Annotated in this window: 12 protein-coding genes; 2 read left to right on the top strand and 10 right to left on the bottom strand. The window is 65.6% G+C overall.

The window, feature by feature from the left end; all coding sequences use genetic code 11:
- Window positions 1-9 precede the first annotated feature (9 nt).
- The 3 genes from EV667_RS06110 to EV667_RS06100 are packed head-to-tail and all read right to left on the bottom strand — an operon-like array spanning window position 10 to window position 3,438.
- Window positions 10-1,332: a PQQ-dependent sugar dehydrogenase gene (locus tag EV667_RS06110; RefSeq protein ID WP_131834366.1), complete on the bottom strand. Its 1,323-nt coding sequence runs from the start codon at window positions 1,330-1,332 to the stop codon at window positions 10-12.
- Between the two features lie 31 nt (window positions 1,333-1,363).
- Window positions 1,364-2,680, bottom strand: coding sequence for an ATP-binding protein (locus EV667_RS06105; protein ID WP_131834365.1), 1,317 nt, complete (start codon window positions 2,678-2,680; stop codon window positions 1,364-1,366).
- A complete protein-coding gene (locus EV667_RS06100) occupies window positions 2,677-3,438 on the bottom strand; it encodes a response regulator transcription factor (RefSeq protein WP_245515999.1) in 762 nt (253 codons plus the stop codon). Before EV667_RS06100 ends, EV667_RS06105 begins: the two co-directional genes overlap by 4 nt.
- A gap of 256 nt (window positions 3,439-3,694) precedes the next feature.
- On the opposite strand from EV667_RS06100, the gene EV667_RS06095 reads away from it, so the two are divergent.
- Window positions 3,695-4,954, top strand: a complete 1,260-nt coding sequence (locus tag EV667_RS06095) for a DUF2254 domain-containing protein (protein WP_245515998.1) — start codon at window positions 3,695-3,697, stop codon at window positions 4,952-4,954.
- 63 nt (window positions 4,955-5,017) lie between these two features.
- Here the strand turns inward: EV667_RS06095 and EV667_RS06090 are convergent, their stop codons facing one another.
- The 6 genes from EV667_RS06090 to EV667_RS06065 form a co-directional block, all read right to left on the bottom strand.
- On the bottom strand, window positions 5,018-5,281 hold the full coding sequence (locus EV667_RS06090) for a hypothetical protein (RefSeq protein ID WP_245515997.1): 264 nt from the start codon (window positions 5,279-5,281) through the stop codon (window positions 5,018-5,020).
- A 14-nt stretch (window positions 5,282-5,295) separates the two neighbouring features.
- The gene (locus EV667_RS06085) at window positions 5,296-6,576 is read right to left on the bottom strand and encodes a TRAP transporter large permease (RefSeq protein ID WP_131834363.1); all 1,281 of its coding nucleotides are present in this window, start codon (window positions 6,574-6,576) and stop codon (window positions 5,296-5,298) included.
- Entirely contained in the window at window positions 6,573-7,163 is a 591-nt protein-coding gene (locus EV667_RS06080; RefSeq protein WP_245515996.1) for a TRAP transporter small permease, read from the bottom strand. The genes EV667_RS06085 and EV667_RS06080 overlap by 4 nt, the downstream gene beginning before the upstream one ends.
- Before the next feature lie 76 nt (window positions 7,164-7,239).
- Complete coding sequence (locus EV667_RS06075) at window positions 7,240-8,232, bottom strand: TRAP transporter substrate-binding protein (RefSeq protein WP_131834362.1); 993 nt, start codon at window positions 8,230-8,232, stop codon at window positions 7,240-7,242.
- A gap of 24 nt (window positions 8,233-8,256) precedes the next feature.
- Entirely contained in the window at window positions 8,257-9,360 is a 1,104-nt protein-coding gene (locus EV667_RS06070) for a mandelate racemase/muconate lactonizing enzyme family protein (protein ID WP_245515995.1), read from the bottom strand.
- Window positions 9,361-9,970: 610 nt separating this feature from the next.
- On the bottom strand, window positions 9,971-10,750 hold the full coding sequence (locus EV667_RS06065; protein ID WP_131834360.1) for a maleate cis-trans isomerase family protein: 780 nt from the start codon (window positions 10,748-10,750) through the stop codon (window positions 9,971-9,973).
- A 497-nt stretch (window positions 10,751-11,247) separates the two neighbouring features.
- Between EV667_RS06065 and EV667_RS06060 the strand changes: the two genes are divergently transcribed.
- A complete protein-coding gene (locus tag EV667_RS06060) occupies window positions 11,248-12,885 on the top strand; it encodes an NAD-dependent malic enzyme (RefSeq protein ID WP_131834359.1) in 1,638 nt (545 codons plus the stop codon).
- A gap of 50 nt (window positions 12,886-12,935) precedes the next feature.
- On the opposite strand, the gene EV667_RS06055 is transcribed toward EV667_RS06060, so the two are convergent.
- A complete protein-coding gene (locus tag EV667_RS06055) occupies window positions 12,936-15,023 on the bottom strand; it encodes a hypothetical protein (RefSeq protein WP_245515994.1) in 2,088 nt (695 codons plus the stop codon).
- Window positions 15,024-15,027 lie beyond the last annotated feature (4 nt).

Below are 15,027 nucleotides of genomic sequence, written 5' to 3'. Positions count from 1 at the left end.
CCGTACGGCTCAGGCCGCCGAAACACGCCAGATGCAGTCACCCACATCGTCCACGCACAGAAGCCCGCCGCGCTGGTCGACAATGACGCCCACCGGGCGGCCGAGCGCCTTGCCGTCGACCCGGAAGTTCCCGAGGATTTCTTCCGGCGGCCCGGATGGTTTGCCTTCCTGGAAGGGCACGAAGATCACCCGGTAGCCGGAGGGTGGGTTGCGGTTCCAGGAGCCGTGCTGGCCGATGAACGCGCCATGGGTAAAGCGCGCGCCGAAGCGGTCGTCGTCGACGAAGGTGAGGCCGAGCGAGGCGGTGTGCGAGCCCAGCGCGTAATCCGGCTTGAGCGAGGCGGCGACCAGATCGGGCCGCTGCGGCTTCACCCGCTCGTCGACGATCTTGTCGTAATAGCAATAGGGCCAGCCATAGAACGCCCCCTCCTTCACCGAGGTCATGTAGTCCGGCACCAGATCGTCGCCGATCTCGTCGCGCTCGTTGACGCTGGTCCACAGTTCGCCCGTGAACGGGTTCCAGTCCATGCCGACCGGATTGCGCAGGCCGCCGGCGAAGACGCGGCGCGTCCCGGTGGCGATATCGACTTCCAGAATAGCGGCGCGGTCGACCTCCTCCTCCATGCCGAACTCGGCGACGTTGGAGTTGGAACCGACGCCGACATAGAGCTTGGTGCCCTCCTTGTTGGCGACAAGGCTCTTGGTCCAGTGATGGTTGCGGCCCGAGGGGAGATCGCAGACCTTCACCGGCGGCGCGTCGATGCGGGTGGCGCCGGCCACATAGGGAAAGCGCACCAGCGCATCGGCGTTGGCGACATAAAGCTGATCGCCCACCAGCGCCATGCCGAAGGGCGAATACAGGTTCTCCAAAAAGGGCACCTTCACCTCGGCCACGCCGTCGCCATCGGCGTCGCGCAGGAGGGTGATGCGGTTGGCGCTCTTCACGCCGGCGCCAGCACGCACCATGACGAAGCCCATCGCCCACCAGCGCAGGCTGAAAATGCCGGCCGGCCAGGGCGGCCCGGCCGTCTCGGCGACCAGGATATCGCCATTCGGCAATTCATAGACCCAGCGCGGATGATCGAGATTCTCGGCGAAGAAGCTGACCTTGAAACCGGGTGCGGGCGTCGGCTTCTGGCCCGGCCCCCAGCCGATGGCGGGGGCGATCTTCATGATGGGAATGAGCGTCGGCTTGGGCTTGGGCAGCTTCGGCAGGTCGCCATAGCCGGCTTCCTCGGCAAGGGCGGGGGCCTTGCGCAGATCGGTGAGGAAATGCACGACGCCGGTGATGCAGGCACCCAGAAAGCCGCTGATCTTCACGTAATTGGCCATGTCTGGCTCCGGCAGAGGGGGATGCGCCATCTCAGCCCGGAAAGACGCACCAGCGCAATACCTTCCTTGGGTTATCCTCCTTCGGGCAGCCCTCCCCCAGCGTCACCACCGGAAATTCAAGCACCTGACGCAACCCGACCGGCATATTTTCCAGTTTCAGCGTCCCGCCATTGCGGGTGACGATCTGCTCGGCGATGGCAAGCCCCAGCCCCGCGCCCGGGGTGGGCGCGCCGCGTGCCGGGTCGACACGGAAGAAAGGCTCGAACACGCGGGGGAGCAGTTCCTCGGGAATGCCGGGACCGGCATCCTCGATCAGCACCTGCACCCTGCCGACGCCCGTCACTATGCTGACCGTCGCCTCCCGCCCATGGGTGGCCGCATTGATGAAAAGGTTGCGCATGGCGCGACGAAGCGCTTCCGGTCGCGCACGAATGACGGCCGGGCAGGTCTGAGCCAAGGTCACGGCACAGCCGATCTCGCGCAGTTCCGCTGCCGTGTCGGCCACCATCAGATCGAGGCGCAATACCTCGCCGCCGCCGTCCTCCACCTCCTCCCGGACCAGGCGGATGGCGCTGTCGGCAATCCGGTCGAGCTCGTCGAGGTCGTCGATGAAGGCCGTGCGCTCTTCCTCGGCGAGGAATTCGGCGCGCAGGCGCATCCGCGTCATCGGCGTGCGCAGATCATGGCCGGCGGCCGCCACCAGCCGCATGCGGCTTTCCATCACCTGCCGCAGCCGCGTCGCCAGCTGGTTGATGGCGCGCGCCGCCGCCCGCACCTCGGCGGGCCCTTTCTCGGGCAGCGGGTCGACATCGCTGCAGGGCGTGATGGCATCGGCGGTCCGTTGCAGCAGCGCCAGTGGTTCCGTGAGCCGGCGGACAGCGAACACCATGACCCCCGTGACCCCCAGCGCGACAAGAAGTATCCAGCCGATCAACCCCCACGTATTGCCGGGGTTCGGCATCGGGACCGCCAGCGGCACGATCAGCCACCGTCCATCGGCAAGCTGGGCGGAAATGGTCGGCCACCCGACTTCCGGCGGCTCGGTCACGACGATCTTCAGGGCCCGCCCGCGGCGGCCGAGGGCCGCGTTGATGCCCTCGGTGGCGGGCTCGACCCGATGACCGCCCGCCGGCGCGGACGAGATCCGGCCATAGGGGCCCTCGTTCACCGGATCCCGGGTGCGTTCGGCAAGATCGATGAGCATGCCGAGCTGAACCGCCGCCGCATCGTCCATCCGCCCGAAATCAGGGGGGGTGAGAATGAGCAAGGACAGCCCGGTCGCCACGATGAGCACGCCCAGGACGGAGCCGACCAGAAGTGCCGTCAGCTTGGTGCGGATGGTGTTCACGGTGCGGCCGGGTTGGCGTCGGCCGCCGGCTCCACGCGCGCGGCAAGCTGGTAGCCGCCATTGCGCAGGGTCTTGATGATCTGGAAGTTCCCGGCATCGCCCAGCTTGCGCCGCAGCCGGCTGATGAGCACGTCCACCGAACGGTCGAAGCCGACTGAGGCGCGGCCATGGGTGATGTCGAGAAGCTGCTCGCGCGACAGCATTCGCCCGGGGCGCTCCAGAAGGGCAAGCAGAAGGTCGAATTCCGCTCCGGTGAGCACGATCTCCCCGCCGTCCGGGTTCCAGAGCTGTCGACTGGTCGGATCGGCGAGGAAACCGCTGAAACGCAGGCGCATGGCGGGCACGACGGGCGCCGTATCGCGCGGCGACAGGCGGCGCAGCACGGCCCGGATGCGGGCCACCAGTTCGCGCGGATTGAACGGCTTGCCGAGATAGTCATCGGCACCGATCTCAAGACCGATGATGCGGTCCACATCCTCCTTCAGCGCCGTGAGGAGGATGATGGGGACGGTGGAACGCGCGCGGATCGTCCGGCAGAGGTCGAGGCCCGACACATCCGGCAGCATCAGGTCGAGCACCACGAGGTCGATCCGGCCCTCGGTGAGGCGGCGCTCCGCCTCCTTGCCATCCGCCGCCAGCGATACGCGAAAATTCTGCTCGACCAGATAGCGCCCGAGCAGCTTGCGAATTTGCTGGTCGTCATCGACCACGAGTATATGCGGGCCATTGCCCGCTTCCGAACCGCGCATGTCGTCCATGCCGCCCCTATACGCGCCCAGCCCAGGCTCCGCCGAAGATTTTCGTGAACCAGCATTGCTGTCCCGGCACGCGCAACGCCTGGAAACAATTCTGGCGCATTTTCACGTATACGGGAAACGGGCCAGCAACGCGTCCGGCCGCCCCACGCCCGCTTGTGCCCGTCTTACCCATACCCTGGAACCAATCCGCGTCCGTGCTAATTGATGGGCGGGGGTGAGCATGGAGCGATTATCAATACCGACAAGGTTGCTGGGTGTGTGGGATCGCCTGCGCTCCAGCTTCTGGTTCCTGCCCTCCACGATGGCGGCGGGCGCTGCAGCGCTCTCCTTCGCGCTGGTCTGGCTCGACACCGTGCTGGACGATGGGGTGATCGAGCGTCTGGGCTGGCTCTACGGCTTCGGGCCGGAAGGCGCGCGCGCCGTGCTGTCGGCGGTCGCGGGGTCGATGATCACGGTGGCCGGCCTCACCTTCTCAATGACCATGCTGACGCTCCAGCTTGCCTCCTCGCAGTTCGGACCCCGGCTGCTGCGCAGCTTCATGAGCGACCGTGGCAACCAGCTGGTGCTCGGCACCTTCACCAGCACGTTCCTCTACTGCCTGCTGGTATTGCGCACCGTGCGGGGCACCGAGGAAGCCAGCTTCGTTCCCCATATTTCCGTCACCATTGGCGTCGTGCTGGCAACGCTCAGCCTCGCCGTGCTCATTTACTTCATCCACCATATCGCCAACTCGATCCGCATCGAAACCGTGCTGGCCGAGCTGGCGCGCGAGACGCAGGCCGTGATCGACAGGCTTTATCCCACCCAATTGGGACAGGAGCCGAGCCCGCGCGATGCCCACGCCACGGCCGGATTGCTGCGGGAGCTGGAGGCGGATTGCCACGACGTGTTCGTCGAGGGCAGCGGCTATGTCCAGCGCCTCGATGAGGCGGCCGTGATGCGAATTGCCACCGAACATGATCTCATGATCAGTATTAATGCCCCTCCGGGCCGGTTTGTCACCGAGCGGGACGCCGTGCTGCGTGCCGCACCCCGTGCGCGCGCCTCGGACGAGGTGCTGGACCGTCTGCGTGAGGCGTTGGTGGTGGGCCGGGACCGCACCCCGACGCAGGACCTGCACTTCGCGCTTCGCCGGTTCGTCGAGATTGCGCAGCGGGCGCTCTCACCCGGCATCAACGACCCGACGACCGCGCTCTACTGCATCGACCGATTGTCACAGGCGCTGTGCTCGCTGGCTGAGCGTGAATTCCCCTCCGCGGTGCGGGCGGACGAGGAAGGGCACCCGCGCGTCATAACCCCGGTCAGTTCGCTTGAGGAATTCGCCTGCCCGGCCCTCGTGGCAGTCGCGCGCTATGGGATGAACGATGCGGACGTGGTGCGCCAGCTGGTGACAGCAACGGCGGAAATCAGTGCCAAGGCCGGCCCCGGCGCACGGGAAGCGCTGCGGGCGCTTGGCGGCGCACTGGCAGCAGAGAGCCGCTCTACGCTGAAAGCATTCGATGGAGGGCGTGTATAAGGCACCCTCCCCCGCCATTGCTCAATGCCGATGGTCCGGCCACGCAACCCGGACGCCGCCGTGTCAATTGACCAGCGGGCCGATGGCCAGAGCTTCGGTGATGAAGCAGAAGCCATCCGCCTCGATTGCCTCGGCGGCGGCGGCATGGCCGGCGAAGCGCTGAGCCGGAAGGCGGCGAAAATCCTCCCAATGGCCGCTGTCGTCGATGCGCGGCAGGACGGCTGCGCTTTCCACCGGCAGGATTGCCCAGATCTTCGAGCGGACATTGCCGCGCTTGACCCAGTTCATGATCGCCCATTCGTCCTTCAAACCGAGAATTCCTTTCATTCCACCGCCACCGCTCAGTCCTTCATGTAGTTGGGGAGCCATGTCGAGAGCCCCGGCACGGCCATCAACAACACGGTAAAGGCCAGCGTGATGATGAAGAATGGCATGTTGGCCCGGAACACCTGCCACTGGTCGACCTTGGCGATGCGGGCGGTGATGATCAGCGACATCGCCACCGGCGGCGTGATCTGCCCGATAACCACGGCCATGATCATCAGCACGCCGAAATGGGTGAGGTCGATCCCGTAGGCAAGGAGCGCCGGCATCAGCACCGGCACCAGCACGGGGATCAGCGGGTCGATGAACATGCCGGCGATGATCGCGATGATCATCATCGCCAGCAGGCGCATGAACACGCTGTCGCCGACGGTGAGCAGGTCGATGAGCCCGGTGAAGGCCTGCGGCACATGGGCAGCGGACAGGGCACTGCCGAGCGCCACCGAAAGGGCAACGATGCCCAGCAGCTCGCCGGTCATCTGCACCGCTGTCACCGTGGCGCGGTAGAGACCCCTGAAATTGAGCGTGCGATAGATCGCGCAGGACACGAAGGCGGCATAGAAGGCGCCGAAAGCGCCGGCCTCCGAAGGCGTGAAGGCGCCGACCACCAGCCCGCCGATGATCAGCCCGGGCATCCCGAGGGCGAAGGCGGCGGCAAGGCCCGTCTTCCACACTTCGCGCAGCGAGAAGCGGCCATAGGTGGGGTAGCCGTGCCGTCGCGCCAGCCACGCAATCGTCAGCATGAAGACGCCGCCCAGCAGCAGGCCGGGAATGAGGCCGGCAAGAAACAAGGCGCTGAGCGAGGTGCCGGTGACGGCGCTGTAGAGGATGGCCGGCGAGGAGGGCGGGATCAGCGGCCCGACGCCTGAGGACGAAGCGCTGACGGCGGAGGCCAGCGCACCGGAATAACCGTGGCGCTTCATGGCCGGGATCAGCACCGAGCCGGTGCCGGCAAGATCGGCCGCCGACGAACCCACCATGCCGCCGAAGAAGATGCTGGTCAGCACGTCCACCTGCGCCAACCCGCCCTTGGTCCAACCGATCAGCGAGCGGGCGAAGTCGAACAGGCGCACGGCGATGCCGCCGGAATTCATCAGCGTGCCGGCATAGACGAACAAGGGCAGCGCGAGCAGCGTATAGCTCGACAGGCCAGCCACCATGGTCTGCGGCAGCGAGAGGCCCCACTGGCCGCTGAGAAACAGCAGCAGCGCGACGGCGGTCAGCAGTGCCGCGATCATCGGCACACCGAGCACCAGGAGGCAGAGCAGAATGCCGATGGCAATGAGGGCGCCGGTCATCGTGCCGCCCCCTCCTCGGAAACCTGCGCGGCCCGAGGTGCCCGCAGGCCGCGCAGGAAATCGACAAGAAAGGCGAGAGCGAGCAGCACAGAGCCAATGACCATGGCCGAGATGAACCACCCCTTCGGTATCTTCAGGTAGATCGTCTTGTCGCCGCCGAACAGGGCGAAATAGTCCAGCGAGAAGAAGGCGAGGTAGGCGAAAGAGGCCGCCGAGAGGAGGTCGGCGAAGGCATTGATGAACCGCCGAAGCCGGTCCGGCAGGCGATTGGCGAAATGGGTGATGCGGATGATCTCCCGCCGGCGTACCGACAGGAACATGCCGATCATGGTGAGCCAGGGAACGAGCGCGATCACGATCTCATCGGCCCAGATGATGCCGAAATTGAACAGGTAGCGTAGCGAGCCATTGGTGAAGACCAGGATGGTGATCACTGCCAGTGTCGCCGCCCCGAGGGCGCCGGCGATGCCGTTGATCCAGGCGTCCAGGCCCTGCTCGTTCTGTCCGAGCTCGACTTCGAATTCGGCCTCCTCCAATTGTTGGCGAAGTTCGTCGTCGGCCTGTGGCGAATGGGCGGGTGGAGACATCGCGTCCGCTCCTGAAGGAGCGACGTCCGGCGCGCACGGTGCCGCCGGACGTCGCGGATGGTGGGGCCTGGCGCGGCTACTTCACGGCGTTCAGCAGGTCGACGGCATAGGTGCCGCCGGCGATGGCGCCGATCTGCTCGTAGAGCGGCTGCGCGGCTGCGATGAACGAGGCGCGGTCGATCTCGATGATCTCGTTCTTGCCCGCCTTCTTGAGAGTGGCGAGAAGCTCGACATCCTTGGCCGCGCCGAGTTCGCGGATCTCCTTGGCCGATTCCAGCGCGGCCTCCTTCAGCATCGCCTTCTGGTCGTCCGGCAGGGCAGCGAACTTGCGCGCGTTCATCACGAAGGTGATCGGCGTATAGACGTGGTTGGAGATCGAGATGTTGGGTTGAACCTCGTTGAGCGAGCGCTCGACGATGTCGTTAAGCGGGTTTTCCTGCCCGTCGATGGTCTTGTTCTGCAGGGCGAGGAACACCTCGCCGAAGTTCATGTTGACCGGGGTTGCGCCCAGCGTCTTGAAGGTCAGCATGCGGGTCTCGCTGCCCGGCACGCGGATTTTCATTCCCTTGAAATCCGCCGGTGTCTTGATCGGCCGGACGCTGTTGGTGATCTGGCGGAAACCGATCTCGCCGAACGCCAGCACTTCAAGCCCGGCCTTCTCGCGCATGGAGGCGGCCAGCTCCTGTCCGAACGGGCCGTCGAGCGCCTTGGCCACTGCGGCGCGGTCGGCAAAGATGAACGGCATGTCGAAGATCGACCACACCGGATTGAGGCTGACGGCGTCCGAACCGAGCGGCGTCATGTCGATCTGGCCGGTCCGCACCTGCTGCATGTGGACGACCTCGTCGCCGATCGTGGCATTGTCGAACAGCTCATAGGTGAACTGGTCGCCAAGCTTGGCCTTCATCTTGTCGGCGATCTTCTGCGCCATCACGGTGTCGAAGCCGCCCGCCGGCGAGGGGCTGGCGATCTTGAGGTGCAGCGACTGGGCGAAGGCGGGGCCGGCAACGAGAGTTGCGCCAAGAGCAAGGGCTCCGAGCACGGCACGTGACGTCAGATGGCGTGTCATATCTCAGTCTCCTGCGTTGGCCCGTCAGGCGGTGACGAGCGTTTCCTTGAGGACATCCCTGTCGAGCGTGACGCCGAAGCCCGGCGCGGCCGGTATGGCAATCCGTCCGTTCACCGCCCGGGGCGGGTCGACGAACATCTGTTCCTCGACCTGCTCGGTGCCGAGGTGGATTTCTGCCAGCGTGCCGTTTCGGAAGCCGGCGACATGATGAACGCACCACACGCCGCCGCCACCGGCGTCGGACAAGGGCTTGTTGTAGATCTGGGAGAGATGAGCGACCCGGCGGGTCTCGGTCATTCCGCCATTGTACATGCTGTTCGGCATGAAAATGTCGATCGCGTCATGCTCGATCCATTCGCGGAAGCGCAGCGCATGCCCGTCCATCTGGCCCGCGGAGAGCGGAATGGTGGTGCGCTTGCGCATATTGCCGAGATCGCGGGCATCGACGCGCTGCAGCGGGTCCTCGAACCAGGCGATGTTGTAGGGCTCGATCATCTTGGCGATGCGCAGCGCCTCTTCGGCCCGCAGGCTTTCATTGGCGTCGACCGCGAGCAGGATGTCCTCGCCCACCGCCTCGCGGACGGCGGCAACACGGCGCGCATCCGCCACCAGTCCCCGGCCGGTGCCGACCAGCATTTTCAGGCGCGTATGCCCCTTGCCGATCAGTACCCGTGCCATTTCGATGAGGTGCTCGGTCTCGAAGGCGCCAAAGCCATAGGTGACGTAGGCGTCGGCATAATCCTTGGCGCCGCCGAGCATCTGGGCGACGGTCCGGTTGCTCGCCTTGCCGATCACGTCCCACAGCGCGAGGTCGACGCAGGACAACCCGGCCAGGTTGATGCCGGTCATCGCGCCGCGTTCGGAAATCATCGGCTGGAGCCGGGCGTGGATCTTCTCGAGATCGCGCGGGTCCATGCCGATGATCGCCGGACCCAGATGCTTTTCAACGATCGCGGCTACCCCGTGCCACAGAAAGCGCGAGGCCATGCCGATGCCGACATGCCCCTCGTCGGTCTCGATCTCGCAGATGATGCGGTAATCATCCTCGATCGGCTTGTTGATCAGCGGCACCGCGTTCTTGAAACGATGCACGCTGACGCGAACGTCCTTGATCTGCAAAATCGGCACTCCAATGACTGACGAAACTTCAGCGCCGAAAGGAGCCGGGCTGCCATACGCGCGAACGCGCGTCGGCGGCATCACCTTCCAGGCCACAGCGGCGCAAGGGCGCTGACGTAAGGGACGCGCGCCCCGACCCGCACCAAACACCCCAGATGAAGGTCTGATCGCGACAATGGCGCGTGACCACTGTGCGCTCTTCCCCCGGGGCGACTGGCTCAGCCAGGCGCGACACCTCTCACATGCCGCGAAGTTTGGAGATATCTACCGATGCGTCAATTATAAATACTTATTCATGGCATCGAAATTATAAGTTTGTGCAAATGTCTATTTTATAGACACCCTCATGGTGCATCTATCAGCACTACTAAAATTTAGTATTATGAAACGTAAAATAACCCGAGCATCTACATGCTCAGGCTCTCGTCTCTCTATAAATCTATACTAACTTAATCTATTCTTTACTTAAAACGTCGGACGCCGCCAGCGCCAGAAGTGCCTGCCGCCGCCCCGAGGAACAGTCCTCGGAACGTGCCGGCTCGCGGGCCATCAATAAAATATATTTATATGCTTCTTAAGATAGGTCCGGCCGATGCAGCGCCGCGCAGCCGAGCTGCGTTCATGGCGCCAGACGGTTGTCGAAGAGCCGGCCATAGCCGGGGCGCGCGCCGTGGATGCCGGTGATCTCCAGGCAGTGCCAGAAAGAAGCCTGAACCGCCGAAATCACCGGCTTGCCGAGCGCCGTTTCCAACGCCGCGATCACGCCGACAGAGCGGAAATTGGTGCAGCTGATGAAAATCGCGGTGGCATCGGGGTGGTCGACCGAGCAGACGAGATCATAGACTTTTTCCAGCGGAACCTCCGCCAGCGCATGGTCCTCGTCGATCCCGAGATTGCCGTGCGCCAGCACCGGGTGGCCGTTGGAGCCGAGGAAATTGATGGCGCGCTGGTGGATGGCATCGACATAAGGCGTCGCCAGAGCCACGGGGCCGGCCTTCACCGCCGCCAGCGCCGCCAAGGAGGCGGTGGACGCCGTCGTCACCTTCGGCCCAGGCACCCAGCCTTCCATGCGCGCGATCAGCGCCTTGTCATAGGCCGTGCCGTAGACGAACGAGGCGCTGGTGCCGCCGAAGCACAGCACGTCGATGGGGGCGGAGCCGACAAGGCGGGCGGACTGCTCAAGCTCGGGCGCCGTCATCATCGCGTCGATGCCTTCGAGCGTAACCTTGGGCAGCCGCAGGCGCGTGGTGTGAACGGCAAGTCCGGGCGCCGCCATGGCGGCCATCTCCGCATCCATCACCACGCTGGAGGCGATATAGATGAGGCCGATGCGCCCGAGCGTGGCGTAGCCGTCATAGGCGAAGGAAGGCTCTGCTTCGGCTCCGGATAGTCTCGTCATCGCGGCTTTTCCTTACGCTACAGGCGGCAAACCAGATGTCTAGTTGTGTAGCCGAGACGGTTTTTGTTTGGAATTGCAAATACGCCGCAAACTATTTCGCCGGTTTAGTATTATCAAATCTATTGCATAGAAATAGGTTATGGGCGGAGGTCTTCGATCGGCGCTTCGATGCAACCGGGATGACAGCACTACCGAAACGAGGCCGCGTGTAGTTCTCTCACGCTCGCCAGCGCGATCTCGCGACCCTCGCCGTCGTTCGACCCTTTCAGCATCGGCAAGGGCCTGATGCCGCGCGCGACGATCCCCGCATAAGTCCCGCTCAAAGGCGGCGGCGGGCGCCAATCGCGCCGGTCCGGGTCGAAGGGACCGAGGTGATCGGCTAGGATCGCGCCTCGAAGCGGACGACTGAGGGTTTTCCGGATTTCCGGCGGGGTCCGCGTGGCTCTCCGGCCCCCACACAGATCAGCCTTCCATGCGTCCTTCTGGAGAACACAGCCATGTCGCCGTCCGGCCCACTTGCCCCCAACGGGCCATCCCTGCTGCACAATCCCGTCCTGAACCGCGGCAGCGCGTTTTCCACCGAAGATCGGGGGCGGCTTGGACTTGAAGGCTTCCTGCCGCCGGTGGCCGATACACTGGAGACGCAGGTCGCGCGCATCCATCTGCAGCTGTCGATCCTCGACAACGACCTGCAAAAATATCTGCTTCTGAGCGACCTTCAGGCCCGTAACGAGACGCTGTTCTATGCGGTGCTGATGTCCGACCCGGCGGTGTTCATGCCGCTGGTCTACACCCCGACGGTCGGCGAGGCCTGCCAGAAATACGACCATGTCCTGCGCGCGACGCGGGGCATGTACCTGCCCATCACCCTTAAGGGCCGGCTGAAGGAGGTGCTGTCGCGCTGGCCGCAGCGGGATGTGCGCTTCATCGTCGTGACCGATGGCGAGCGGATCCTCGGGCTCGGCGACCTCGGCGTCAACGGGATGGGCATTCCCGTCGGCAAGCTCGCGCTCTACACCGTGTGCGCCGGCGTGCCCCCGGAGATGACACTGCCGATCACCCTCGATGTCGGCACCAACAACGGCACGCTGCTCGACGATCCACTCTATCTCGGCCTGCGCCAGGAGCGCGTGCGCGGCGACGAATATGATGCCTTCATCGCGGAGTTCGTCGCGGCGGTGACAGAGCTTTTCCCGCTCTGCTGCCTGCAGTGGGAGGATTTCGCCAACATCAATGCCGTGCCTATCCTGGAGCGGTACCGCGACCGGATCTGCACCTATAATGACGACATCCAGGGCACAGCGGCGGTTGCGGTGGCGGGCATCTACGGGGCGCTGAAGCTGTCCGGCGAGAGGTTCACCGACCAGACCTTCCTGTTTCTCGGCGGCGGCTCGGCGGCAACCGGCATTGCCGAATTGATCAGCCAGGCGATGGTCCTCGAAGGCGCCACCATCGAGGAAGCGCGGGCCCGAAACTGGCTGTTCGACGTCAACGGCCTGATGGTGAACACGCGGACCGACATCGCGGGGTTCCAGAAGCCCTTCGCCCACGAACATGCACCCATTTCAAGCTTCGTCGACGCTATCGAGGCGATCCGGCCGACAGGGATCATCGGCGTCAGTACCGTGCCGAAGCTGTTCAATCAGGCGGTGATCGAGGCCATGGCAGGGATCAACGCCCGGCCGATCATCTTCCCCTATTCCAACCCCACCTCGCGCTCGGAATGCACGGCGGAGGAAGCATATAAATGGTCTAACGGGCGGGCGATCTTCGCCAGCGGCAGCCCCTTTCCGCCGGTCGAGTTCGGCGGCAGGCGCTTCGTGCCCGGCCAGGGCAACAACGTCTACATCTTCCCCGCCATGGGCATGGCCGTGCTCGCCACCCAGTCGAGCCGCGTTACCGAGGACATGTTCATCGTCGCCGCCAAGGCCGTGGCGGAGCAGGTGACGCCGGACGATCTGGCGCTGGGCCTCATCTATCCGCCGCAGCGGGATATCCGCAAAGCCTCGCTGCATGTGGCGGCACGCATCGCCGAGCTCATCTTCGACAAGGGCCTCGCCCGCGTGCCGCGCCCCGCCGACATCGCGGTGCATATCAATAGCCTCGCCTATACCCCCCGCTACCCCGCCATCTGACAGGGCAACATCGATGAAGGTGGCGGGTCAGCGCAATCGAGCGGGTCGGTTCAGCTGCGCCACTGGCGCGTGACGGCCATTATGGCGTTGATGCCGGCGCCGGCCTCCGCATAGCCGGCGGCCCGCAGCGCCTTGAAGATGCGCCCGGCAGAGGCAAAGTCCCTGAGCTTGAAATAGGACCAGGCCCGGATCATCATCAGATCCTGTTCCTCGGGCGCGAGGCGATTGCGCTCGTCGAGCGCGAGGATCGCCTCCACGTAGCGGGCGTCGCGATAGGCGGCTATCGCGCGCTGGGTGAGGAGATCGACGCTCAGTTCCACCGCGCGGGCGGGCGGCTGGGCCGTCTCGACCGCCGCGAGCTGCGCCTGATTGGTGAGCCCAAGTCGCAGATAGGCCAGCGACTTGCCATAGGCCGCGTCTTCGGCCGTCCGGCCCGCGCCGTTGCCGATGCCGAGGTCGAATGCATTGATGGCCTCCCTCGGGCGGTCGAGATCGAGCAGGCACCAGCCGCGCGCGACGGCGGCCTCGGGCGAGATGCGGCCGGCACGGAAAGCGGCGTCGCTGGCGCCCGAGCAGGCGTGGCGCCCGCGCCCGGCCGAGGGTGCAGGCGCACGGCTTGTCGTCTCGCCACCGAGCCTGTCATTCGCCGCGACATTGAGCGGCACGGGTGCCGCAGGGGCGCTGGACGGTGCCGTCGCGGCCGGCCGGGAAGCGGGCGTCGGTGCGGAGGCGGCCGGCAGCGGAAGCGGGCTGCTCGCCGGCGCGCGGGCCGCCAACTCGCGACGGGTCGCGGGGGAAACCAGCGCCAGGATGCGCTCGGACTTTCCGGCCCAGGTGGCGGCGATGGCGTCGAGGGTCGCGCTGTCCTTCAGGCGCATGCTGGAAAGGGCGAGCCCATAGGCCGACACTTCGTCCTCGGGCGCCCATTGCACAGCGGTGCGGAACCAGGAGGCCGCGGTGGGGATCTGCCCGGTATTGTAGGCATACCAGCCGAGCGCTTGCGCCCCGACGGCGGCTTTGTCCTGCGAGACGACCGGCGCAAACCGGGCGACGATCGACTGGTCGAGACGGGGCGGTGGCGATGTGGAGAGCAGGCCGGCCATGAGGTCGATATAGGCTGTGCGGTTGTCGGCACCCGCGTCGCGCCATTGATAGGCGATCGGCTCCGCCTCCAGCGCCCGCCCCGATCCCTCCAGCGCCAGCACGTAGCCCTCGGCGGCCGAGGCCCCGCCCTTTCGATCCAGCGCCAGCTTGAACCAGTCGACCGCTTTCGCGGCATCGCCTTGCCGGAAGGTATACCAGCCGAGAACCAGGGCGTCGTCGGGGGTCGAACCGTTGCGGGCCAACTGCTCCAACGCGCCGATGTCTTCGGCGGAAACGGTGAGGGTCGTATCCTCCGCGGCGCGACCGACGCGCGTGCGCAGAAAATCGCTGTCCAGACTGGCAAATTCGGGAGTGCCGTCGGGCTTGGCGCGCTGGAGCGCCAGCAGCGCGTCCAATTCGGGCCCGTCGAGCGTCTGCATCGCCTTCTGCGCGGTGGCGAGACGCTCCTGGGGGTCGGGACAGGTGCTGAGGATATAGGCGTAGACGTCCTTCGCCCGCGCAGCCGCCTCGGTCCGCACGAAGGCCTCCGCCACGCGCCACAGCACATCCATATTGCCGCAGACCAGCATGCCGGGCGTCTCGGTGGCGATGCGCAGGACAGAGGCCCATTGCTTGGCCTCGGCGGCGTTGACCAGCCGGCGGGCGGCCTCGCCCTCGTCAAGCCGGGTCAGCAGGTCGGCCGGCGGCTGCCAGCCCGACTCCGCCTCCTGCCGCTGGGCGATGGCGGCGCGTATGTCGGAGAACTTGCCCTGGGCGAAAAGCTCCCACATCCGGGCGATGTCCGGATCCTGGTCGAGCGTCGGACTGAACAGGTCCTTGGGCGGTTGCCAGTTGGGATAAAGTGCCCGCAGCCGCGCCATTTCGGCTTCCAGCCGCGCATTGTCGCCCTGCGCCGCGAAGAAACGCAGCGCAGATTCATCGACCTGGGGCGTCGGGGCCGTGCCGGTGGCGGCGGAAGTGCCTTCGGAAGAGGGCGGAGAGGTGAACTGCTGGCCGATGGCCGGGACGGCGGCCGCCCCGATCAGGATCAGCAAGATT

It is taken from the genome of Ancylobacter aquaticus (assembly GCF_004339465.1).
Classification (GTDB): domain Bacteria; phylum Pseudomonadota; class Alphaproteobacteria; order Rhizobiales; family Xanthobacteraceae; genus Ancylobacter; species Ancylobacter aquaticus.
The sequence above is the reverse complement of the archived record's forward strand: the minus strand, read 5'-3'. Positions and strand labels throughout refer to the sequence as shown.